The following is a 22,926-nucleotide window of genomic DNA, read 5'->3' as shown; positions in this document are numbered from 1 at the left end:
CACCTCGGCGAAATTTCGCTCGCATTCGCCGAGTGTGGCCGGATTGTCAGCCGGCTCAGTGGCCAGAGCGCCGGGGAAGTTTCCCATTTGGTGAACCTCGTGAATCAGACATCGGAGCGGTCGGCGCGACAAGCGGGCCTGGCTCATGAACGACATCCGCGCTTGCCTGGACTGCCATCGGAGCTGGGGCCGGAACACGGCCAGCCGCAAACCTGCGCGGTCCGGAGCAGGGAGAATGGGTACGGCCTCCGACTGCGGATCACGCGTCGCGAGCACAGCGCGGTGATCGCCGCATGCACGTACGCATCGACCGACATCGGCGGCAGGCTCGTCTTCTTCGGCAAGACGCGGAACCGGGCCCGCGGTGGGAATCTGGCACCGAGATCGTGGACGGAATGGCGGCAAGTCGAGACGCGGGCGCCACCGGGTGTCGGCCGGCCCGCTCGGACTCTATGACGGGCGCATTGTGCTGGGGTGCGCTGCGAAAGGTGCCTCGCACCATCGCGCAGCACTGACGTCGCCCGAGCTTTCGCGGTGCCGACCCGTTTCTCATACGACTGAACCCCACCAACCCCGAAAATCCCCGTGAAGACGTTCTTGACACGCCTCAGCGCGATACCGAATGATCGAACGTTGCTTCACAAGAACGCCTATTTTGATCCGCTCATTCAGGGTAGTGGTCGGCGACGCCCGGCTGTCAACCCTTCTGGGGCGATAATTGCGGGGCGGATTTTGTGCGCCAGTCACTCGCATTGGATCTTGGATTTTTCAACCTACGCTTGGAAAACGTCACCGCGCGCGCCGTGATCTGGCTGTCGCGACGACGCCCACGGTGATCCGGCCGGTGAGTGCCGAGCGTCCTCCCTCCGTGCGACACGGCCCGAACGGAGTGGGCTTTTCGAACGTCTTGCCCTGGCACCGCTCCGCGCTGCGGTGCGGGCAGCGAGGACCCGCCGGAGAACAGCACGTCGGACAGCTTTCCGCCGGTGGCGGTGTACGCGATCGCGAGCCCCGGCGAGGGCGATCCCCGCGACCGGTGTCAGCAGCGTGAAACGCCGGTCGACGTGCGGCTTCAACAGCAGCGCCAGCCGGCGGACACCCGCGCCCAGCAGCGCGGCGGCGGCGCCGATGACGAGCGCCCACCCGAACTGCTGCGTCGCGTGCGGCCGGACCAACCGGGTCGCGCCCACCCCGAGCCCAGCTCCCAGCCCGATCGGCGGCGCCTCCGGCCCGAGGACTGCGCCCAGCCCAGCGTGGCCAGCGCGGCGAGGAGCACCCCGGGCAAATCCACCGGTGTGGGCTGCTGCCCCGATTCGATCCCCGATCGGGTCGCGCCCGCCCGCGCCCGGCAGTTAGCGGATGGCCGGCGCGACGACCACCCCGCAGCGCACGAGCCACGGCACCGGCCACCTCAGCGGCGGCCCCGCGAACCCCAACGCGCGCGACAAGATCGCGGACAGCACTCGTGCACGGCACCGGCGAACTGCAGGAAGAAGTACGCCGCCGCCGAAATCGGGACACCGATCACCGCCGCGAGCACGAGGAGGCGCACGTACGCCCGCGAGCGCAGCCCCGCCGCGGGATCGGTTTCGGTCGGCCCGGCCGCCGAGCCGCCGGCCGGCGGGGCACTGCCGTACCCGCCACGCCGTGCCCCTCATCGTTGCCTTCGCCGGGTCGGCGCCGCCACCGGACCAACACGCGGGCACGGCACCCCCGTCTCACGGTGCTCACTGCCGGTTCGCGCGGCATCGCCTGCCCCGGGTGAGCCCGAAACGACCGTGGACGGAATGTTCTCCCGTCGGGGGCCGGACGGAAGGCGCGCGGTCGCACCTGTTCATCGGCAGGCTTCGGAGCCGGGTGGGGACGGCGAGGTGGCGCTGAGTCCCGCCCAGCACGGACGACGTGCGACAGCTTCGACGGGAGCGCGGCATGTGGCGGCAAGCTCTCTCACCGGCAGGAGCGGACGCCGCCGTCGATCCGAATGCCCGACCTGCGCACGGAACGCGGCAGCGCACCTTCCCTGCCGACAACCACGCGCGTGATCATCTTGACAAGTGCAGAGACGTTTCCAGCTGCGCAAGCTGGAGCGGGGCGAATGCGGCACGCCCTGCGTCCACGAACACGCCTGCTTCTCTGAACGAAAGCCTGCGCACCTCAACCGAGGTCGACTGCGTGTTGGCCTCGACGATTGGAGGAAGGTGCTGTCGGCGGCCTGTGCGCATGTTGTGGGTCACGCGTCACTGGCCGCCGAGAGGGTCGGCTTGTGCAACGTCGTTGCCGGCGTTGGCGCGGTCGATCTCGGCCATGTGCTCCTCGGCCCAGGCCCGCAACGCCGCCAGCGGGGCCTCCAACGACAGGCCCAGGTCCGTGAGCCGGTAGTGCACCCGCGGCGGCACAGTCGGCTCGACCCGGCGGGCGACCAACCCGTCCCGGCCCATGCTGTGCAGGGTGACCGACAGCATTTTCTGCGAGACGCCGGGCATCCGCCGCCTCAACTCGGCGAACCGCACCTCACCCGGAGCGGCTTCCGCGAGCACCTTGACCGCCATCGACGTCCATTTCGTGCCGATCCGATCCAGGAGTTGACGCGTCGGGCATTGGACATCGAACAGATCACCGTGGACTGCGCGCCGCGCACCCACGGGCCGAGTGGTCACCTTGACCTCACCACCTGTCGACAAAGTGCCGCCTTGGCAACCGCAACCGCAGTTACCTACGGTTTTGAGGTAACCAATGGTAACCGACAGGGAGTTATTGTGCCCGACACCGTGCCATCCCTCGCCCCGCAGGTCCAGCTGCGCCGGATCGCCGTCAACGGCATCCACCTCAACGTGGCCACAGCCGGCACCGGCCCCGCGATCGTGCTGTTGCACGGCTTCCCGCATACCTGGCGGCTCTGGAGCGAGATCATCGGTCCGCTGTCCATCGGCCACCGGGTCATCGCCCCGGACCTCCGTGGATTCGGCGCCAGCACGCGTCCAGCGGAGGGTTACGACGCCGGCACCCTGGCCGATGACATCAACGCGGCCCTCGATGCCCTCGCCGAACCCACCGCCGCCGTGATCGCCATCGACGCCGGCACCCCGGTCGCCGTGCTGCTCGCCTTACGGCACCCCGAACGGATACGACGGCTGATCGTCATGGAGGCACTGCTCGGCTCGCTGCCCGGCGCCGAGGACTTTCTCGCTGCCGGGCCACCGTGGTGGTTCGGCTTCCACGCCGTCCCCGGCCTCGCCGAAAAGGTTCTGATCGGACACGAGGAACAGTACATAGGCTGGTTCCTCACGGCCGGCACTCGCGGCCAGGGCGTGCGACCGGACATCCGCGCGGCGTTCATCGATGCCTACGCTGGGTCGGAGGCGCTGCGCTGCGCCTTCTCCTACTACCGCGCACTGCCCACCACGGCCCGCCAGCTCAACGACGCCGTGGCCGACGGCCGGATCAGCATGCCCACCCTGGCGATCGGCGCCCACCCGGTCGGCGCCACGCTCGAACGGCAACTACGCCCCATCACCGACGACCTCACCGGCCACGTCATTGCCGACTGCGGCCACATCATCCCGCTGCACCGGCCCTGGGAATTGCTCCGTCTCGTGACGCCCTTCCTCGACGCCGACCAACCCACCGGATCACGCGATCACCTACCCGCACCATGATCACTCCCTCATCGGCATGACAGGGCGCAGTGAGTCGTCATCCCGGTTGAGATGTGGATGTTGTTCGACCGGCGAATGAGGCGAACGTCGGCATGCCCAGCGTCACCACACCGGTTCGACGCTGGAACGCCGCGTCGATCCGGGCAAGCGCCACGAGCCGAGGACGCTGCGCGGGGTCCGGCCTTGAAAGTCCATATTGGACGCAAGCACGTTCAGGGATGCAGGCAGCGCCTAACCCGCGTGCGCATGCGCCGACTGAGAATTTCCGTTTCGCGAAGTGCGCAAGTTGTCGTGTCGATGGATTTGTGGCCACATATCTCGGCATAGGTCTTGGAGGGTGCGATCTGCAGCAGGGGCACGAGCTCGCCGATGGTGGCCAGTCGGTATCGGATGATGCCGTGGTGGCTGAGCTCCAGCAGTTCCTCGGCGCGGATTCGTCTGTGCCGCAAGAACTCGATGACGGCGAAAGCCCAGAACGCGTCGTCTTCCTAGTAGGTGAGGTTGCGCCGTTTCCCGGTGACGATGTTCTCGGCCCAGACGTGGCGGCCGTTGGCGTTGGGGACGACCGCACGGCGCAGCGCGCCGCCGGTGTCGGGAATCAGGGTCCCCGGCGCGGTTTGGGTGGCAGCATCCAGGAGACCTCGGGCCGCGGTGCGGCGGTCGGTGACGTTGCTCGTGCCTTCGAGGTCGCTGCAGGCACGAGCAAGGTCATGCCTTCACCCGCCGTTTCACGTACCTGGCTGGCCCGGTCGTCGGAAGTATCGATGATGCCGCGTTCCCGGTCGTCGGCGTGATCGCTGAGCACGTCGTCCGTTGCCCCCCGGCGGACGTGACTGCCCGGTTCCAGGAGCTCACCCGTCGGGCTGGGGTTGCCGCCGATCCGGCTGCACGACCCGCGCCACACGGCGGCGAGCTTGGCGCTGGCGGCGGGAGCGGACATGAAGGCGGTGCAGATCATGCTTCGGCATTCGTCGATCACGGTGACCACAGCTTCGCCATCCGTGACAGCTCTTTTGGTGCTCGTCGTGGCGTGGCGGAGCAGTAGGCTCCGTCCATGGACGAGACTCCGGACATCAAGCCGCGCAGTCGCGACGTCACGGACGGCCTGGAGCGCACCGCCGCGCGCGGGATGCTGCGGGCTGTGGGCATGGGTGACGACGACTGGGTGAAGCCCCAGATCGGTGTGGCTTCGTCGTGGAACGAGATCACGCCGTGCAACCTGTCCTTGGACCGGCTGGCGAAGGCAAGCAAGGACGGCGTGCACGCCGCGGGTGGTTACCCGCTGGAGTTCGGCACGATCTCGGTGTCCGACGGTATCTCGATGGGCCACGAGGGCATGCACTTCTCCCTGGTGTCGCGTGAGGTGATCGCGGACAGTGTGGAGACCGTGATGCAGGCCGAGCGGCTGGACGGCTCGGTGCTGCTGGCCGGCTGTGACAAGTCGCTGCCGGGAATGCTGATGGCAGCTGCCCGGCTTGACCTGGCCAGCGTGTTCCTCTACGCCGGTTCGATCCTGCCCGGCCGGGTCACGCTGTCGGACGGCGGCGAGCGCGAAGTCACGATCATCGACGCGTTCGAGGCAGTCGGTGCCTGCGCCAGGGGCCTGATGAGCCGCGCGGACGTCGGACTGATCGAGCGCGCTATCTGCCCCGGCGAGGGCGCGTGCGGCGGGATGTACACGGCGAACACGATGGCCAGTGCGGCCGAGGCGCTGGGTATGTCGTTGCCCGGCAGCGCAGCTCCGCCGGCGACGGACCGGCGGCGTGACGGGTTCGCGCGGCGGTCCGGTCAGGCGGTGGTCGAGATGCTGCGCAAGGGGATCACCGCTCGGCGGATCATGACCCGGGAGGCGTTCGAGAACGCGATCGCCGTGGTGATGGCGTTCGGCGGCTCCACCAACGCGGTGCTGCACCTGCTCGCCATCGCGCACGAGGCGGAAGTACCGCTCAGCCTGGACGACTTCACGCGGATCGGTGCGCGGGTGCCGCACCTGGCCGACGTCAAACCGTTCGGACGGCATGTGATGACCGATGTCGATCGCATCGGCGGTGTGCCCGTGGTGATGAAAGCGTTGCTGGAAGCGGGTCTTCTGCACGGCGATTGCCTGACCGTGACCGGGCGTACGGTCGCCGAGAACCTGGCCGAGATCGCGCCGCCGGACCCGGACGGCACGGTGCTGCGCGCGATGGCCTCGCCGATCCACCCGACCGGCGGCATCACGATCCTGCGTGGTTCCCTGGCGCCGGACGGCGCGGTCGTGAAGTCCGCCGGTTTCGACTCGGACGTGTTCACCGGCACCGCCAGGGTGTTCGACCGCGAACGCGCCGCGATGGACGCGCTGGAGGACGGCACGATCATCGCGGGCGACGTCGTGGTGATCCGCTACGAGGGCCCCAAGGGCGGGCCGGGGATGCGGGAGATGCTCGCCATCACCGCGGCGATCAAGGGCGCGGGGCTCGGCAAGGACGTCCTGCTGCTCACCGACGGCCGTTTCTCCGGCGGCACGACCGGCCTGTGCGTCGGCCATGTCGCCCCGGAGGCAGCCGACGGCGGTCCGATCGCCTTCGTCCGCGATGGCGATCCCGTCAGCCTCAACGTCGCGACCGGCACGCTGGACCTCGGCGTGGATGCCGCCGAGCTGGCGGCCCGCCGCACGGGCTGGACGCCACTGCCCGCCCGCTACACCCGAGGCGTGCTGGCCAAGTACTCCAGGCTCGTCGGCTCGGCCTCCCAGGGCGCTGTCTGCGGGTAACGCAGGCAGGACTGCGCCCGGCGATCCGGCTGGGCGCAGCGTCATGCAGGGACTTCCTTCAGCACCCGCAGGATGTTGCCGCCCAGCGGTGTGGCGTGCTCGCGCGCACGCATACCAAGAATTATGCCCAGCCTGTGGCGAAAATTCCGCCAATATCTCGACATGTCAGCGACTGTCCAACAGTCGTACACGAGAGTTCGAGCTGGATCGCATGACCGTACCCCGATCAGCAGTCAGTCGCCTGGGAAACACGCAGGCCAGTGACCCTGTGGCGACGCGGCGCTCATGCCAGCCCGGCGATCCGAGCAGTACGGTCTGCGCCGGGTTCCGGGAACGACGCTGAGGACGGCCGCGAATAGCCCAAGCCGCCGAGCGCGGTACCCCGGGTACTGCAGGCGCCACGCGTTACCACCAGCGGAAGCGGAAGGACGGTGGATGTGATGCAGACCGTGGCGACCGGCGGGTGAGGGAGCGGCAGATGGCGTCAACACTGGTCAAAGTCCTTGTCGTGGAGGCGGATCTGCAGCGCTGCTGAAGTCGCTGCGGATCACGCTCGCCGTCCACGACTACGACGTCGTGACCGCACCGGACGGCGCAACAGCGCTGTTGGCGGTGGCCGAGACGAAGCCGGACGTCGTGCTCGATCTCGGGCTGCCCGATGTGGACGGAGTCGAGGTGATCGACCGCCTGCGCCGGTGGACGAACGTCCCCGTGGTGGCGTTGTCCGGAAGCGTCGAGCCGAACGATCTGGTCCGCGCCCTGGACGCCGGCACCGACGACTACGTCAGGAAGCCGTTCTGGCTGGACGAGTTCTTGGCGCGACTTCTGCAGTCCGGCGCCGTGCCGTCGCTGTGGCCGAGCCGCGGGAGGCCGTGGTCCTCGACACCGGCAGCTTCAGCGTCGACCTCGCGGCCAAGAAGGTCACCCGTGAGGGCGAGCAGATCCACCTCACCCGCACGGAGTGGGGGATCCTGGAACTCCTCACCCGCCACCACGGGCGGCTGGTCACCCACCACGAACTGCTCGAGCACGTGTGGGGGCCGCACGCCCATGCCAAAGGGCACTACCTGCGGGTGTACCTCAACCGCTTGCGGCAGAAACTCGAACCCGATCCGGGTCATCCTCGCCACCTGATCACCCAGACCGGGATCGGCTACCGGCTCGAAACACCCGAGGAGCCGTATCGACCCCCAGTGGGGCGCGTTCCGGGTAGCCGAGTGAGTGCGGTCGCGGGGCCGTCGCGCACGTGTTTTCCCTACGGCGGGCGGGCGATCGTCCGCTGAGGCGAAACGATCGGACCGTTCGGATGACCGGATACGGCCGCGACCGGGAACACCGGCGCCGTGCCCGCGCGCTGCTCGGCGTCGGGTACCTGGCCGGGTTGTCGGCGCTGCTTGGGCTCAAGGCGGGCTGGGTGTGCGCGGTGAGTGCGCTGCTCGGGTTGCTCGTGCTGGGGTACGTCTTGTTGACGGCCGTCGTGCTGCGAGAACGGCGGAGGGAACGGCGACGGCGCGCCGCCGGCACCGCGCCGTCGTGGCCGGCGCAGCTGCCCGTGTGGGCGGCCCCAGGTCTGGGAGCCAAGGCACCAGGACGGCATGCCCGGAGGGCCGACGAGGTCGGCGAACTGCTCGGGCGGTTGTCCTTGTCGAGGGAAGGTCTGAGGTGGGACCCGAGGACTGGCGACCGTCGGCATGGCGTCGGTCCGCTGGTGTTCGACCGGTCATGGGCCGCGGAGGTGGTGCCGCTCTGGGGCCCCGGCCGCCAGGGTTGCCTGACCCTCACGCACGCCGAAGGAACTGCGATCGACATCTGGATCCGGCATCCCGCCGACCTCGGGCAGGCGTTGGCAGCCGGCTCGAAGTGAGCGCGCACGTGCCCCGAGGGCGGGTCAACGTGTTCGGCCTCGTACAGGATTTTGACGTCGGTTTGTGGGCCGGCCCGCCTATACCTGGATACCATTCGGCGGGTGAATCGGCGATGACGACTTTCCGCCTCGTGGGCTCGAGGCTCGTGGCCTTGGGGATGTGCCTCGGTCCGAGCGCGCTCGTGGTGAAACTGGTTGCCATGGCAACACATCTCGGCCCGTCACCCGGTGTCTCGAACTTCGCCGCCGGTGCGCTGGGCGTGGTGCTCGCGCTTGCCGGCGTGGCACTCTCGTCGCGGGTCCGGATCACCGTCGACGACAGCGGTGTCCGATTCCGCAATCTGTTTCGCAGCCTCAGCTACGCCTGGAACGATCTCAATGCCGTGACGATCAAACGCTGGGGCGCCCCCATCACCGCCGCGGACGAGGTCGCCGCCACGCTCCCGATCGGGCTGGGAACGTATGGCCGCAAACACGGCATCGCGTTCGAGCTCGCCGACGGATCGCTCTCCCCGACCTCCGCGGCAACCGCGTGGGTTGGCGCGAACGCGCGTCACATCCTGCTCGATGTTCTCGACTTCCACGCCACAGCGAACGGTGTCACCGTCCGGATCGTCAACCCGAACAACGGCGGCCTGTTCGGGTTCGGCTGGGACATCCGTATCGGAGAGGGAGTCCCACGACCCCGGAAAGCCGGTCCATGAACGAGATCCGGACCGACCGTGGGGGCCGGCCGTGCGCTTGATCGTGCTGTGGTGCGCGCTGGCGTTGGCCGCTTCGATGGCTGTGTTCGTCGATTCGTTCCTCTCCGCTGCGCCGCATATGCCAGGTCTGGTGTTGTTCACCGCTGTCGTCGGATTCTTTCCGGTGGTCGCGATCATCGTTGCGACAGTTGCCCTGCGTCGTTCCGAGTTGCCTGTCGCGACGATCGTGCCTCGCCTCTTGCGGCTGCTTCCTGCGGCGTTGCGGTGGGGTGCTCCGGCCGTCACCGTGGGCGCCGCCGTCATCGCTGTGCTCGCCGGCCCGCAGGTGCCCGACGGTGTGCCCGAGACCACACCAGGCGGCTACCCCATGGACACCCGCACCGGTGATTTCCCGATCAGCGCAGGCGAGTACCTCCACGCCCAGGCCGAGAACCGACGGTTGTTCGCCGCGGTCGCCATCGCTCTGAACACCGCGGCCGGCACCGGCGCGTTCGCCCTACGGCCACAATCCCGGAGTCGACGGCTGCTTCAGTCATAGCCATTTGTTCCGCCGGAACGCCCGGTACAACAGCAAACAAGCGAGCAGGACCGCCGCCATGACGAGCGGGTAGCCGAATGTCCAATGCAACTCGGGCATGTAGTCGAAGTTCATCCCGTAGATCCCGACCACCATCGTCGGCACGGCGATGATCGCGGCCCACGCGGTGATCTTGCGTACGTCGCTGTTCTGCTGCAGAGATACCTTCGCCAACGTTGCATTCACCAGCGTGGTGAGCAGATCGTCGAAGCCGGCCACTCGCTCGGCCACCACCGTCAGGTGGTCTTCGACGTTGCGGAAGTACGACCGGACCTGTGCCGGGATCATCGGGTCCGAGTTTTGGGCCAGGCGCCGCAGAGGCGACTGCAACGGCGCCGCCGCGCGGCGCAGCTCGACGATCTCCCGCTTCATCAAGTACATCTGCTCAGCGCCGACCGGGCTGCGCGGGGCGAAAACCAGCGTCTCGATCTGATCGATGTCGTTCTCGAACGCCTCGCTCACTGCGAGGTAGTTGTCCACGGCGTGGTCGGCGATGCCGTACAGCACGGCCGCAGGCCCTGCGCGCAACCATTCCGGGGCCGCTTCCAGCTCAGCGCGCAGGACCCCCAGATGAGAATGCTCGCCGTGGGGACGGTGACGATGAAATCGCGCCCGACGAACGCCATGATCTCGCCGCTCTCCACGATCTCGTTCGCCGTCGTCGGTGACTCGTGCTCCACGTACCGGACGGTCTTGAACACCACGAACAGCATCTCGCCATAGTGATCCAGCTTCGGCCGCTGGTGCGCGTGCACCGCGTCCTCCACGGCCAGCTCGTGCAGCCCGAACGTCGCGGCCACGCCTTCGATCTGGTCGGCGTCCGGCTCGAACAACCCGATCCACACGAACCCTTCGCCGCGGCGACGCACCTCCGCGGCGGCGTCGTCATTGCTCCACCGCCCCGGCAACCGCACGCCGTCCACGTAGATCGCGCAGTCGACCACCGACATCAGGCCATCCTCGGTCTGCCCCGTCTGCCGGAGAGCTCATTCCGTGTGAACGGCTGATCTCCGAGGGTACTATTTCATGGCTGTGCCGGATTGTCCCTTGATGGATTCCTGATAGATGTCCGCGTAGGTGCGCGGGTCCTTGATCAGGTCGTCGCAGAAGGCGGCGATGTCGTCACCGATGAGTTCCAGGACTCCCTTGCCCGCCGCGACACCCTCCTCGAAGAAGTCGACGATCCCTGAGAGCAGGCCCCCGTCGTCAAGGTCGGCTTCGACGCTGAGGCGCCCCCGGGTGCGGGCGTCCGGCGAGGAACCCGCACCCGGGGCCGCGCTCACGCGTTGTCACCCCGTGATTCATCGGGGAAGACGCCCGCTGCCTCCATCGCCGGGAACGCGCCGAACCGGATGAAGTCGATCGTGCTCTTGGTGATGAACGAGTACCCGCCGTGGGTCGAATCGGTGACGGTCTTGATGTAATCTTCGACCTTTTCCACTATTTCGGGCGGCACGCCCATTTTTCGAAGGGCTGGCGGACCCCCGTCCATCACGCCGATGATCTTGTCCATCTTGGACCCGAAGTCTTCCAGATCGGTAGGCGAGATGTTCTTTTCTGGATGTTCGCGAGCGTATTTAGTCGCGCCGTCCATGAACAGGTCGCGAGTCTTGTCCGTATTTGTGTCACGCCACCAGGACGCGTCCTCACTGTCGCTGCTGTGCTCGCTGCTGCTGTCGCCGCTGCGCTCGTTGGTGCTGCTGCCGTTGCTGTCGCCGCTGTGTTCGTTTCCGAACGGTCGTGAGAAGTTTGGGGTCGTGCCGTCGCCGGGAGGGCGGGTGCTGGGTGTGGCGCCGCCGGTGGTGGGTGGGGTGTCGTGGGTGATCGCGGTGCCCGGTTGTGGCAGTGGTCGTGAGAAGTTTGGGGTCGTGCCGTCGCCGGGAGGGCGGGTGCTGGGTGTGGCGCCGCCGGTGGCGGGCGGGCCGTCGTGGGTCACCGCAGTGCCCGGGCCTGTGCCGCCGCCGGTGTTGGCCGGTGGCGGTGTGGGGGTGTCGTCGCCGGCGTGGGTGGAGCTGTCGGTGCCGTTGGTCGAGCCGGGCGAGGGGGCGTCGTCCGCAGCCCTGGAAGCGTCGTCTCCCAAGCCCCGGGTGCCCTTTCCGAGGTCTTTGATCGCCTTCGCCGCGTCAGAGAGCGCCTTGGTCAGTTTCGCGATCTGAGTAGCGATCTGGCCCAGCGCGACCGCGACGGTCCCGACTACCACGCCCAGGAAGATGCCTACCGAGGCTCCGAACGTGAACGGCATGGCCGCAACCGCGGCGATCGCGCCCGTGAGAATGCCGCTGAGGAGGCTGGAGATGAAGTCGCGGATGATCCCTCGGACCGCGCCGATGACGGCGCCGCAAATCGCCATGGTCTTTTTCGCGGATTCGAGGGACTCACCCAGCGCCGTGAGTCCCTCGGCGAGGCTGTCCGTGTTCTCCTTGAACTTGTCCGCCGCCTCACCCGACCAGGAGTCCATCAGTGCGTCGAGATCGTTCTTGAAGTCCTGGGCCCACTCGTCGACCTTGTCCTTCTCGCTGCCGATGGCCTCCGTCGCGACCGTGATGCCTTCGGGGTCACCCATCAACAGGTCGAGAGGCACGCGGAACGGCGTGACGTGCTCGATGAGCCAGCCGATCCCGGCGGCGAACACGACGCCAAGTGGATCGATCAACAGCCCGAGAACGTCGAGCGCGAGACCCGCACCCGCGATGCCCTCGGTCACCTTGTCGTTGGCTTTGACGGCTCCCTGCAGGACATCGATTGTGTTGACGATTCCCGCACCGTTGGTCCGGGTGTCGTCGGCGGTGATCGTATCCTTGGGATTGTGCCAGAAGTCACCGGGCTTGTAGGTTTCCTTGTCCGCGATGGTGCTCACGGCTGGAACCTCGGAATCGAGTTGGCTGCGTTGTTCTCCTGGGCTTCGTACGCTTTCTTGGCCTGGTCCAGCTTCTCCTTGTGCTTCTCCAGAGCCTCGCCGTACTTGGCGAAGGCCTGTTCGGCCTCGCTGCAGTAGATACTCGCGGCCATGCCGATGATCTGGCCACCGAGGATGCCGTAGAGGCCCGGATCGGCGACCATGTGGCCGACAAGATCGCCAGCGCCTCGCACGTTGTCCGAAAGCTCGTTCAGCTTGCCGCCGAACGTGTCGAACGCCGCGGGATCTTTGATTTCGTATCCAGCGCTCACCAGGGATCCACCTCATCGTCATCTCGGTCGTCACGAGCAGGGCGGCGCCGGGGCGCCGGCCTCGACGCCGGCGGCGTCACGGGCGGCCTTGGCGGCGGGGGAGCTTCGTTCGGCTCGGAGTACTCGACGAACTTGTTCTGGTTCACCTCGTCGGCAGCCGCGGGTTCCGGCGGGAGGAAGCTCTTCATCATCTCGACCGCTTCGCCACCACCGAGGATGGACTCCACCGAACTCGTCACGACGCGCGCAGTCTGGCTCTGTGCCTGGCGAACGGTTTCCATGATCGTCGTCGTCAACCGGGCTTCCCCCAACTCACACGCGCGCCTGGTGAGTCGCAGGTTGCGCAGGGCGCCGTTCGGCGCCAGTGTCACCGTGACGGCCCCGTCCCGTGAAGTCACGGTCGCGCCCGCCACAGCGAAGGCTTCCTGCAGCGCAGATGCCCGTTGGCGCAGTTGGCCGGCTTGTCGTTCGAGATAATGCTGGAGATCCTCGCCGGACCTCAGATTCGGCTCCACCTTACTCCTTCGAATACACCGGGCCACTGGCGGCACGCAATCTCCACGCTGCCACAAAAGCGGACCAGTTCCGCGCTCGCGTGCACAACGCCGTCCGCGTTGCCACCGTAGAGATGAGATGCCCGCGCCAGCACCGAGTCAAGCCCGACGAGGAGTCAGCTGAGGTCCTTAACGCCCTTTTTTCGCCGCGCGGAGGCCCAGGCAACCCCGCTGCCTGAAAATCCCCCAAGGGCTGCTCGAACGAGCAAATCTGCTTTATTCCAGCCGCTCAAGTCTCGGTTGTCCTGGTTCGAGGATCTGGATGATGCGGAGCTGGACGGTGTAGCCGAAGAATTGGGCAAGCATCAGGCCATTGTCAGGGTGGGGTCGGCTGTGGTGGGGTTGTTTCCGGGCGCCACCGGGCGACCGCGTGGACGCCGAAAGCCTGGGCGAACGGTTGCGAGCGAGTCCGGCTTGGTGCCGGAGCTAAGGGGCCGTCTCGTAACTGGTGTTGTGGCTGGTGGTGCGATCAGGTGTCGAGAAGGACGTTGTGCAGGTTCGCGATTCCGGACACTGTGTCGGCGAGCGTGCTCGCGGCGCGGCGGTAGTCGCCCAGGATCTTGAAGTTCTTCATCCGGGACAGAACGTGCTCGATGCGGGCTCGGACCCTGCGGTGGGTGGCGTTGAGGTCTTCCTTCCAGCCCGGGCAACGGTATGACGACCTCGGGATTGCCTTGGTAACCGCCGTCGGCCATGACCGGCCGGTCGGCGAGTTGTTCGGCGACGCCGGAGTCGCGGCGAGCGGTGCAGTCGTTGCGACTGCCCGGGTTGCGGGTCGCCGGTGGCGATCACCGGCCGGGCCTCGGCGTCGATGGCGACCTGCACGTTGGTGGAGTAGCGGTAGTTCTTCGACGGGGTGGCCAACCGGTGGTCCCGAGTCGGCACCAGAGTGCCGTCCACGATCGCGACCGCATCGATCCGGCGTGTGCGGACCGGCGCCAGCGCCAGCAGCGGACCGATCGTGTGGATTACCCGGTGCGCCGCGGAATGCGATACCCCGAGCAGCGGCCCGATCTGGCGCAATGGGCAGCTGTGCGGTGCGCAGCCATGACGGAGCTCCTCGGGGGAGGTTCTTCTCGAACCACCTTTCGCCCTCGACGCCGTCGGGGTAGCCGATGAAGGTGACCGGACGTCCGGCGAGCTGTGGGAGCAGGAGTGGTGCGATCCGGGCGTAGTAGTTGATCACTTCGCCTTTGGTGAAGCCGTCGCGCGGGTAGAGCACCTTGTCCCAGTTGGACAGCTTCAGCCGCCGGGTACCCACTTGCACCGGCTGCTCGGTGGCGGAAGGAGTCGGCTCGGACGGCGCCGGCTGCGGCTCGTGGACGTGAAGAGGTCTCGGCGCGAGGCCTGGCAACTGGTCACTACTCATCTGTGCAGTGTTCCCGCGTCCGGCGACGCACTGAGGCCTTCGGCACGTCGGCGTGTGCAGGTCAGGGGCCGCTGGCCTTCCGGAGTTCGCCGGTGTTGGTGAGGTCGTAGCCGCCGAGGTTGGTGATGGCGGTGTGGACGGTGGGGGTTCGCAGGGCGGTGCGCAGGGGCTGGGCGACGCCGAGCGCGGATTCGGGGAGGGCGATGTCGTAGGACTCCCAGGTGACGGGGATGAAGTCCAGTTCGAGTTCGGTGGTGTGGGCGCGGATGCCGAGGCCGGTGTCCGCGGTGCCGGTGGCGACGGCGAGCGCGATTTCCAAGTGGGAGTTGAGTTCCGGGCCGCTCACGGCGTGGGGCGGGATGTCGTGGGCGACGAGGAGTTGGTCGAGCAGGACTCGGGTGCCGGCGCCTTGCTCGCGGCGGGCGACGAGCAGGCCGGGCAGGTTGGCGGGAGTGGTGAGGTTGCGGGGGTTCCGCGGGGGACGAGGAGGCCTTGTTCGCGGCGCCAGAGGTGGAGCAGGTGTGGGTTGTCGTCGTGGAGCAGGGCTCGGGCGAAGGGGCGTTGTAGTCGCCGTTGCGGTGGCGCAGGTGGATCGCGGCGCCGTCGGCTTCGCCGCGGGCGAGGGCCCGCAGCGCGTGGAAGCTGCCACGGGCGCCGACGGGTGTGACGGCGGGGCCGGTGTGGGCGAGCAGGAGTTGAAGGGCGGGGTCGTCGCTGCCGGCGAGGCGGAACACGCGGTCGGCTTCGAGCAGGCGGGCTGCCGCGACTGCCGCGCCGGTGGCGACGCGGGCTCGGCGGCGGTCGGCGACGGCGATGACGCTGGCGTCGGCGAGGTGGCGGTAGGCGCGCACGATGGTCGACGAGGTCGCGCCGAGCTCGGCAGCGAGAGTGTGGCCATCACGCCGGCTTCGCTCACTGTGACCACAGGCCGAAATTGTCCAATGTGGAAGGGTGTGTTCGACGTGGTTCATCGCTTCCCGGCCTTCGGGGATGTTCTGCATGATCCAGTTGTGGAACATGCCGGGGTACTCGGCGCGGTCCACGTCGATCCCTGCGTCGCAGGCGCGGGTGGTGAAACGTCAGGCGTCGGGCAGGAGGACATCGCGGGTGCCGATGAAGAGGCTGAACGGCCCGAGGCCGCGCCCGGCTCGGCTCCGCGTGGGTGGAGAGCGGGCTGTCGTTCACTCAGCCTGATGGCAGTCCATTGCACCCGGCGGACGTGACTGCCCGGTTCCAGGAGTTGACGCGTCGGGCGGGGTTGCCGCCGATCCGGCTGCACGATCTGCGTCACAGGGCGGCGAGCTTGGCGCTGGCGGCGGAGACGGACATGAAGGTCGTGCAGATCATGCTTCGGCATTCGTCGATCACGGTGACCATGGACACCTACACCCCGGTGCTGCCCGAAGTCGCGCTCGCGGCGGCCGAGGCCACCGCCAAGATCATCCCGCGGACAGCAACGCGACAGATCGGGCACCGCACCGGCCGCTGTGGACGGTGACAAACTGGAAGAGATGCTTCCACATAACACAAATCCCCAGGCCGGAAGTGATCCGAACCTGGGGAGTGAGGGTGCGCCATCAGGGACTAGAACCCCGAACCCGCTGGTTAAGAGTTCGCGGCCTGGTCCGCCGGATGGTGCCGAGTGAGGTCGGGCAAGGTCTTTCAGCTGGTCGTCGGGTGCCTGTGGTGTGCGGTGTGTCAGCTGGTGTCGTCGAATTTCCGACCGCCCACTCCTACTACAGCGGTGAAGTATTGATTCACCGGGATCGACGCACCAGCACGACCGGACCCTCGACGAGGTCCGCTGCGCCATGCTCGCCAACCAGTACCGGTCCACCCTCATCCTCGTGCTACGACTCGTTCAAGGCCTTTCCGCCGGTGGTGAGTGGACCGGCGCCGTCACCTACGTCATCGAGACCGCTCTCGCCGAGCGGCGGGCTTACGACGGGCAGAGCCGCGTCTTCCGAAGGGCCGGCCGGTACCGCCATTCGCCGATCACGGTGACCGTGGACGCCGACACGACACGAACGCCCTGCCGTCTGAATCCCCCAACGCTGAACGCAACCGCCCTCAGCCGAAACCGATCTTCGCGGACTTGCCAGGTGTGCGGCTTGGGATTGGCTCAACCCGGGCGCGCCAACTCGTGAAGATTCGCGGGATGAGCACCAAGCTGAGGTTGAGCGAGGTCATGTCGACGCGAACGCGGGCGGTGTCGAGAAGGGTGCGCCGCGAACGTTGATGGTCTGTCGTTGGCCGATGTCGGTTCCTCGGCGCGCGACGTCCTCCTCGCGCTTTCCCTTGTAACGAAGCATTCCTGAAGTTGGTCAATTCTGGCACTTGACTCCACCGAGCGGCTACAAGTCCACTTTGGACTCCACGAACGCCGCGAACCGTCCGAGTGAGTCGAAGATTTCACAGGCGATCTCGTCGATGTTTATCTCGATCGCGAATCGTTTCCGTTAGGCGACGATGAGCTTGACGACGGTGAGCGAACACCGATGCTCGGGAAGAAGCTCGTGTCGACGACGTAGAGGTTGTCGACCTCGTGTGCCTTGCAGTCCGTGTCGAGGACGGACGTCGCCGGATCGCGCCCGAACCGCACAGTGCCGGCCTGGTGCGCGCAGCCCGCCACCGGAATGTCGTTTTGCATGTAGACGTCCCGCGGGATCAGATGGTGCGGATGCATCCCGAGCCGGCTCAGGTGCTTCTTCACGCGGTTGTCGGGATCCGGGAGATCTTCGGCCGAAAGCCAGAAGTCGACCGCGTGCTCGGCCACATCGCCGAGGGCGAACGTCGGTGCCAACGCTGTCTCGATGGGCTTCTCGCCACGGTACATCGGCGCCGCAGACTTGCCCACCATCTGCAGGTTGCCCATCGGGTAGCCGAAATCGGAATCGCCGAAGCAGTAGTCGTTGAGGCCCAGCGTCTTCTGGAACCGGGTGTCGCTCTTTTGGGTGGAGATCGCGAGGAAGGCGCGGCTGTTGTGGAACAGGTAGTTGCGGCCGGCTTGGTCCGACCCGTTGGCGAGGCCGCCCGGATGACGGTCGTTGGCGCTCGCGAGCAGGATCCGGGCCGAGTTGACCGACGGCCGCCGCCGTCGCGAGTCATGCTGCGTGCCCGGTCGCCGTGGTCCGCGGGCGGCGCGGTGACGGGGCCGTCCCCGAGGACGGTTCGGTGTGGACGGCACGCCCAAGCCATCGCGGTGGCGTTGGAAGAGGCTGCGTTCCGGGGTGTCCCGTTGGGGGCGGTCCACGCCTGAACGAGGTCACCTACGACTCGGCCGACAGCACGGCGCGGCTGATGCCGCAGCCGGAGGTCCTGGAACCGACGGAAAAGCGGCTGCTGGCGCAACGTTGGCCGCTGGCAGTAGAAGTATCCCGACGTCGAGGTCCGCGACTGGGCTTGTCCTGGCAGCTCGGGTGGGCAGGACGCCGACAATCGCCAGGCCGTTGAGGTGAGTGGCCAAGGTGCAGGCTGCCACCGGTGTGGCTGTGATCGCTGTCTGTCAGCGCTCGTCGTGTTTGCCAGGTCAACTCAGCAGCTGCCCGCCCGGCAAGTTCTCGGTTGAGTCAAACCGGGTGGCGTTCCACGCCAACACACGCCGAAGCTGTTCATGAGTCAGCCCAGCCCAGCGCGCGATAGTCGGCAACGTTGCCCGCCTCATTCCCGGCGCGGTGCTGGCCCGCCCGAGCCGACCGAGCCACAACTGTTCGTCGACCCAGATGGCACGGCCGTGGGCGATCAGCGCGTGCAGCTCATCGTCGGAGCAGACCGTGACCAGCCGGTATCCGTCTGCTCCCAGGTCCAACTCGTCGATCGCCGAGGAATCCGGGACAAGCGCTCGCACCAGCTTGCGCGGATCGGTTTGCCCGCACACTTGGCAGACGCAGAAACGATGGCGTGCGGGCACGCCGATCGTGTGGTCACTGTTCGGTTTTCCCGCCACGACGGCCAACTCCTTCGAGCTCAGCTCAAGTTCAGCCGACCGGGATCCGGGGCTGGCAGAGCTCTCGAGCAACTGGGGGCCTTAATGCCTCAGTGTTACACACAAAGACTCTGGTGGATCTGCTCGAGAAGTTGAGTCTCACCGAGGATCTTCCCATCGTTGTGATCATCGCCGATGCCGATGCCGATGCCGATGCCGATGCCGATGCCGAAGACGAGGTTCGTACGTTAGGGAGTTGGCCGGCACCACCCGGCGTGACGGGCGGGTGGGCCAGCTGGCGGCGCGGGTCTTGCGGCAAGCGCGGTGCCTTGGGCTCACGGTCAGGCCGCGCCGGCCGGCGGCTGGCCCGGAGTGAACCACGAGATACTTCATCACGGGCTGGTTATCGTCTACGCGAACGCGCTGGGCCGTGCCGTCCCCGCCGGCTGGCCTGGCTCCGGTCTGGAGATGACCGCCCACGATCTGTTGGACCGGCTGGTTGACGGTGGCGGCGAGTGCCTGCCCACTGACGACCAGGCCGGCGCACTCCGGACGGAGCGACGCCGGCGATGTCGCCTGTACTGGAGGCGAAGCTGACGTGCCGCTGTCACCCGACTGGCGCCCGGCCACGACGACGGCCATCACATCGGACAGCACCGCGACCGTCACACACCGTCCGCTGAAACCATCGCGCCCGCGCCGCCGCTGGGTCAAGTCACGCTACCCGGCACGACATCCGGGCGTCTCGTACGTTCTTGGTGCCTGCGCGTGGGACTGAGCCGGAGACCGCGGGCGTGAGTAGCGTCAGGTCCGCAGAACGCCGTGCCGAGCACCTGTCGACAATCGCGTCACTGCCCGTGGCACAGCTTCTCATCCTGTCCAGGTGGTGAAACCCGCGTCCGGAGGCCGCCATCGTGGGAACGTTCCGGCGGCCGAGCTGGTGGCCTCGGAAAGGCGTCGTCGCGATCGGCCGGTGCCGGCGTCGGCCGATCGAGGAGGTAGTGCGTTGACCAAAGCTAAGGCCAGGCGACAGTCTCGAGCCGGCAGGTCTGTTCTGCTCACTTTGGCCGCAGGGCAGTTCGTCATGGCCCTGGACACCACGGTGATGAATACCGCGATCGCGACCGTCGCGAAGGACCTCGGCACGACCGTCACGGGCATCCAGACGGCGATCACTCTGTACACGCTGGTGATGGCCTCGCTCATGATCACCGGCGGGAAGCTGGGCGAGATCCTCGGCCGCAAGCGCTCGTTCTCGATCGGATGCGTCGTGTACGCGTGCGGGTCACTGACTACGGCCCTGGCGCCGAACCTCGTCGTGCTCATCATCGGCTGGTCGTTCCTGGAAGGCCTGGGAGCGGTGCTCATCATGCCGGCGATCGTGGCGCTCGTGGCGTCGAACTTCGGCAAATCCGAGCGTCCCAGGGCCTACGGCCTGGTCGCGGCAGCGGGCGCTATCGCCGCCGCACTGGGCCCGGTGATCGGTGGCGCGTTCACGACCTACGCGTCGTGGCGCTGGGTCTTCGCCGGTGAGGTGCTGATCGTGCTGGTGATCCTGGTCCTGGTCAGGCGCGTGAACGACACGCCGGCCGAAGAAAGGACCAAACTCGACCTCGGCGGCACCGCGATGTCCGCGTCGGGGCTCGGGATGATCGTGCTCGGTATCCTGGTCTCCGGCAGTTGGGGTTTCATCCAGCCGAAGCCCGGCGCCCCGACGTGGCTCGGACTTTCACCGGGGATCTGGCTTGTGCTCGCCGGCGGCGTGATGTCCGCGGTCTTTCTCGCGTGGGAGAAGCGGCGTGTCACTCGGCTCGAGGGCGCGCTCGTCGACCCGGCGCTGCTGGGTGTCCGCCAGTTGCGCAGCGGTGTCGGCTCGTTCCTGTTCATGTTCCTCGTGCAGGCCGGCCTCTTCTTCACCATCCCGCTGTACCTGTCCGTCGCGCTCGGGCTGTCGGCGGTGGAGACCGGCATTCGGCTGCTGCCGCTGTCGCTGACGCTGCTGCTGTTCGCGGTGGGCATCCCGAAGCTGCGGCCCGACGCCTCGCCGCGACGGGTAGTCAGGCTCGGGTTCTTGGCGGTCTTCGCGGGCATCGTGCTCCTCGTTGTGCTGCTGGACGTCAGTGCCGAGCCCAAGATCATCACCTGGCCGCTGTTGCTTGCCGGTGCGGGCCTGGGCGCGCTTGCGTCACAGCTGGGCAGCGTCACGGTGTCGTCCGTGCGCGACGAGGTGAGCGGCGAGGTGGGCGGCCTGCAGAACACCGGAACCCAGCTCGGCGCGTCGATCGGCACCGCGCTGGCAGGCGCTGTCGTGATTTCCGCTCTGACCGCGTCCTTCTTCGCCGGTATTCAGGGCAACCCGGACGTGCCAGCCGATCTCGCCGCGCAGGCGCAGACGCAGCTGTCCAGTGGGGTGCCGTTCCTGTCCGACGACCAGTTGAGGGTCGCCCTGGACAAGGCGGACGTCCCTCCGGCGACGGCCGACGCGGTGGTGGCGACCAACGCCGAGAGCCGCATCGCGGGGCTGCGGTCGGCACTAGCGGTGCTGGCGATGCTCACGCTGCTGGCACTCGCCGTCACCGGCGGCATACCCAGGGAACAGCCCGGTGCTCGCCCGAAACCGAACCCTCCGCCCGGGTAGCGCAATCTCCTCCGACACAGGGCCGTCACCCGCCGCGGGCACGCCGAGTTCGTCCTCCTGGCCGCTGTCGAGGCCGACGCGATGCCCGCCCATGACGCCCGCGCCGATGCGTGTCATGGTGGCACGAACCATCCGGGGGCCTCGACCCGCGAGCCGACCGAGGCTGCCGGCGTTCATCGCCGATCTCCGCGACGGCATCGGGGGAGCCAAGAGCACGGGCTGGTGGCGAGCGGTCGCCGGTTTGCAGACCAGCCTGAACGAAGCAGCCGCGGGAGGCGATCAAGAATGAGCCTGGCCAAGGTTATCTCGGTGGCGTTCGTGATAATCGCCGGACCGCAGATCCTGAGCGCGATCTTCCTCGCGAGCAGGTGTGATGACGACTGAACCGTCTGCGAGCCCGGTCACGGAGGCGGTCGGCCGTGTTGAGGTGCGGTGGATCTTCTCCGGCCGACTGGAGGCTGCCGTAGCGCGATGGTTCGGGCGCTCCCGGCTGAAGCGGAGGCACGCGAAGACCTCTATCTGCTGGCCCCGCCGTTACCCGGGCTGTCGGTCAAGGTCCGTGGACGCGCAGCGCTGGAGGTGAAGGCCTACCGAGGCAGCGCGGGAATTCTCGAGGTGACGGGCCGCGCCCGCGGCCACCTCGAGTTCTGGCAGAAGTGGTCGTTTCCTCTCAGCTCGCTCAGCCCTGACGGTGGCGATACAGGCAGCTGGCGGCCAGTGCGCAAACGGCGGCGAATCAGCCGATTCTCATCTTCCGGCGGGCCGGTCGTGGCGACCGCCGCCGGGCCGGACAGGCAAGCGCGGTGCGAAGTAGAACTCTTCGAGGTTCAGACGAGCGGCCAGGACTGGTGGCCCCTGGGCTTCGAGGCGACCGATCCGGCCGACATGCTTCGCAGCGAACTCGAGGCCACCGCCGCACTCATGTTCGCCCAGGCCCTCCCCAGCGGCGTGAACCCGGGCCAGATGAATCCACGTCCTGCGCGGCCTGGCTGGGCTAGCAGCCCAGCGCCGACAGTGACATATGAAGACAGCACTCTTCCGAATCGGCAGCCTGCGATCCGCTCCCTATCCCGCGCCACAACGCCGCAACCTCTGCATCCTGTCCGGGGACAACACACCGGCCTGCTCGGCCACGGTCCGCTTGACTCAGCGCTTGGTGGCGTCCGAGCAGCACGGCACCGTGCGGCTCAGCCGGACCGGCCGACGATCGACGAGGCGCTCGAGCTGCCGGCGTTCTCACCTCTGTGGGTTGCGGTGAACGTCAAGGCGAACAACCGACGATGGTGGAGTTGCGGCGCCTGCGGGACTGGCTCACGAGGTTCCCAGGCGGTGGCCGGCAAGGGTCGGTGGCCGATTACGGTCTGGACTGGCTCGACTCGCTGCCTGATCACCGACCCTTCACGAGCCATCCGCAACGCGCCGGTGCGACGGCGATTCTGAAGACGGTCTAAGAGCGTGTCTCATGTGGCTAGTTTTCGGGGTTTCTTGTAGCAGGTGAGGCTGGCTCCGAGGATGAGGAAGGCGAGGAAGTGTTCGGCTTTGCGTTCCTAGCGCAGGGTGAGGTGCCGGTATCCGGTGAACCAGGCCATGGTTCGTTCGATCACCCAGTGGTGTTTGCCGAGCGTGTCCTTGGATTCGATGCCCTTGCGGGCGATGCGGACCTTGATGCCGTGGTCTCGGACCCAGCGGCGGAGGTCGGGCTGGTCGTAGGCCTTGTCG

The 22,926-nt window shown here is 67.5% G+C and carries 17 protein-coding genes and 5 pseudogenes; 9 read left to right on the top strand and 13 right to left on the bottom strand.

Annotation, left to right across the window (positions count from 1 at the left end):
- Window positions 1-2,237: 2,237 nt before the first annotated feature.
- Entirely contained in the window at window positions 2,238-2,642 is a 405-nt protein-coding gene (locus tag AB0K15_RS43010) for a helix-turn-helix domain-containing protein (protein WP_364065319.1), read from the bottom strand.
- 114 nt (window positions 2,643-2,756) lie between these two features.
- Here AB0K15_RS43010 and AB0K15_RS43005 point away from each other — a divergent pair, with 114 nt between their 5' ends.
- On the top strand, window positions 2,757-3,656 hold the full coding sequence (locus tag AB0K15_RS43005) for an alpha/beta hydrolase (protein ID WP_364065316.1): 900 nt from the start codon (window positions 2,757-2,759) through the stop codon (window positions 3,654-3,656).
- 598 nt (window positions 3,657-4,254) lie between these two features.
- Here the strand turns inward: AB0K15_RS43005 and AB0K15_RS43000 are convergent.
- Complete coding sequence (locus tag AB0K15_RS43000; protein ID WP_364065313.1) at window positions 4,255-4,644, bottom strand: hypothetical protein; 390 nt, start codon at window positions 4,642-4,644, stop codon at window positions 4,255-4,257.
- A 66-nt stretch (window positions 4,645-4,710) separates the two neighbouring features.
- On the opposite strand from AB0K15_RS43000, the gene ilvD reads away from it, so the two are divergent.
- The 5 genes and pseudogenes from ilvD to AB0K15_RS42975 all read left to right on the top strand — a co-directional run bounded on the left by ilvD (window position 4,711) and on the right by AB0K15_RS42975 (window position 9,514).
- The gene (gene ilvD / locus AB0K15_RS42995) at window positions 4,711-6,408 is read left to right on the top strand and encodes a dihydroxy-acid dehydratase (protein WP_364065310.1); all 1,698 of its coding nucleotides are present in this window, start codon (window positions 4,711-4,713) and stop codon (window positions 6,406-6,408) included.
- Window positions 6,409-6,886: 478 nt separating this feature from the next.
- Window positions 6,887-7,574, top strand: a pseudogene (locus AB0K15_RS42990) (response regulator transcription factor); the annotation flags it as partial.
- 140 nt (window positions 7,575-7,714) lie between these two features.
- Window positions 7,715-8,272, top strand: coding sequence for a hypothetical protein (locus tag AB0K15_RS42985; RefSeq protein WP_364065307.1), 558 nt, complete (start codon window positions 7,715-7,717; stop codon window positions 8,270-8,272).
- Between the two features lie 113 nt (window positions 8,273-8,385).
- Window positions 8,386-8,976 (top strand): PH domain-containing protein, encoded by a 591-nt coding sequence (locus tag AB0K15_RS42980; RefSeq protein ID WP_364065302.1) that lies wholly within the window; start codon window positions 8,386-8,388, stop codon window positions 8,974-8,976.
- Window positions 8,977-9,007: 31 nt separating this feature from the next.
- Window positions 9,008-9,514, top strand: a complete 507-nt coding sequence (locus AB0K15_RS42975) for a hypothetical protein (protein ID WP_364065299.1) — start codon at window positions 9,008-9,010, stop codon at window positions 9,512-9,514.
- Here AB0K15_RS42975 and AB0K15_RS42970 read toward each other — a convergent pair.
- The 8 genes and pseudogenes from AB0K15_RS42970 to AB0K15_RS42935 all read right to left on the bottom strand — a co-directional run bounded on the left by AB0K15_RS42970 (window position 9,509) and on the right by AB0K15_RS42935 (window position 15,293).
- A pseudogene (locus AB0K15_RS42970) lies at window positions 9,509-10,503 on the bottom strand (magnesium and cobalt transport protein CorA). The gene AB0K15_RS42975 and the pseudogene AB0K15_RS42970 overlap by 6 nt on opposite strands.
- 69 nt (window positions 10,504-10,572) lie before the next feature.
- On the bottom strand, window positions 10,573-10,836 hold the full coding sequence (locus tag AB0K15_RS42965; RefSeq protein WP_364065296.1) for a DUF1048 domain-containing protein: 264 nt from the start codon (window positions 10,834-10,836) through the stop codon (window positions 10,573-10,575).
- Window positions 10,833-12,410 (bottom strand): WXG100 family type VII secretion target, encoded by a 1,578-nt coding sequence (locus tag AB0K15_RS42960; protein WP_364065293.1) that lies wholly within the window; start codon window positions 12,408-12,410, stop codon window positions 10,833-10,835. Before AB0K15_RS42960 ends, AB0K15_RS42965 begins: the two co-directional genes overlap by 4 nt.
- A complete protein-coding gene (locus AB0K15_RS42955) occupies window positions 12,407-12,721 on the bottom strand; it encodes a hypothetical protein (protein WP_364065290.1) in 315 nt (104 codons plus the stop codon). The genes AB0K15_RS42960 and AB0K15_RS42955 overlap by 4 nt, the downstream gene beginning before the upstream one ends.
- Window positions 12,718-13,236 (bottom strand): YbaB/EbfC family nucleoid-associated protein, encoded by a 519-nt coding sequence (locus AB0K15_RS42950; protein WP_364065287.1) that lies wholly within the window; start codon window positions 13,234-13,236, stop codon window positions 12,718-12,720. Before AB0K15_RS42950 ends, AB0K15_RS42955 begins: the two co-directional genes overlap by 4 nt.
- 508 nt (window positions 13,237-13,744) lie before the next feature.
- Window positions 13,745-14,298 (bottom strand): annotated as a pseudogene (locus AB0K15_RS42945) (transposase family protein); the annotation flags it as partial.
- Between the two features lie 13 nt (window positions 14,299-14,311).
- Window positions 14,312-14,644: pseudogene (locus AB0K15_RS42940) on the bottom strand (DNA ligase D); the annotation flags it as partial.
- A gap of 61 nt (window positions 14,645-14,705) precedes the next feature.
- Complete coding sequence (locus tag AB0K15_RS42935) at window positions 14,706-15,293, bottom strand: substrate-binding domain-containing protein (protein ID WP_364065284.1); 588 nt, start codon at window positions 15,291-15,293, stop codon at window positions 14,706-14,708.
- Here AB0K15_RS42935 and AB0K15_RS42930 point away from each other — a divergent pair.
- Both AB0K15_RS42930 and AB0K15_RS42925 read left to right on the top strand, forming a co-directional pair.
- Window positions 15,232-15,867, top strand: a complete 636-nt coding sequence (locus tag AB0K15_RS42930; RefSeq protein ID WP_364065510.1) for a hypothetical protein — start codon at window positions 15,232-15,234, stop codon at window positions 15,865-15,867. The genes AB0K15_RS42935 and AB0K15_RS42930 overlap by 62 nt on opposite strands.
- A complete protein-coding gene (locus AB0K15_RS42925) occupies window positions 15,807-16,142 on the top strand; it encodes a tyrosine-type recombinase/integrase (RefSeq protein WP_364065281.1) in 336 nt (111 codons plus the stop codon). The genes AB0K15_RS42930 and AB0K15_RS42925 overlap by 61 nt, the downstream gene beginning before the upstream one ends.
- Before the next feature lie 936 nt (window positions 16,143-17,078).
- On the opposite strand, the gene AB0K15_RS42920 is transcribed toward AB0K15_RS42925, so the two are convergent.
- Both AB0K15_RS42920 and AB0K15_RS42915 read right to left on the bottom strand, forming a co-directional pair.
- On the bottom strand, window positions 17,079-17,897 hold the full coding sequence (locus tag AB0K15_RS42920) for a GMC oxidoreductase (RefSeq protein ID WP_364065278.1): 819 nt from the start codon (window positions 17,895-17,897) through the stop codon (window positions 17,079-17,081).
- Window positions 17,898-18,173: 276 nt separating this feature from the next.
- Entirely contained in the window at window positions 18,174-18,590 is a 417-nt protein-coding gene (locus AB0K15_RS42915) for a hypothetical protein (RefSeq protein WP_364065275.1), read from the bottom strand.
- An 865-nt stretch (window positions 18,591-19,455) separates the two neighbouring features.
- On the opposite strand from AB0K15_RS42915, the gene AB0K15_RS42910 reads away from it, so the two are divergent.
- Window positions 19,456-21,207 carry an MFS transporter gene (locus AB0K15_RS42910; protein ID WP_364065272.1) on the top strand — a complete coding sequence of 584 codons (1,752 nt, stop codon included), beginning with the start codon at window positions 19,456-19,458 and terminating at the stop codon, window positions 21,205-21,207.
- Between the two features lie 1,460 nt (window positions 21,208-22,667).
- On the opposite strand, the pseudogene AB0K15_RS42905 reads toward AB0K15_RS42910, so the two are convergent.
- Window positions 22,668-22,926, bottom strand: a pseudogene (locus AB0K15_RS42905) (transposase); the annotation flags it as partial.

The sequence above is a fragment of the Amycolatopsis sp. NPDC049253 genome (assembly GCF_040678995.1).
Classification (GTDB): Bacteria; Actinomycetota; Actinomycetes; order Mycobacteriales; family Pseudonocardiaceae; genus Amycolatopsis.
The sequence above is the reverse complement of the archived record's forward strand: the minus strand, read 5'-3'. Positions and strand labels throughout refer to the sequence as shown.

Excerpts from the sequence above, each read along its gene's own strand:
- AB0K15_RS42985 (WP_364065307.1), top strand. The coding sequence starts at position 7,715 with ATGACCGGATACGGCCGCGACCGGGAACACCGGCGCCGTGCCCGCGCG.
- ilvD (WP_364065310.1), top strand. The coding sequence starts at position 4,711 with ATGGACGAGACTCCGGACATCAAGCCGCGCAGTCGCGACGTCACGGAC.
- AB0K15_RS42980 (WP_364065302.1), top strand. The coding sequence starts at position 8,386 with ATGACGACTTTCCGCCTCGTGGGCTCGAGGCTCGTGGCCTTGGGGATG.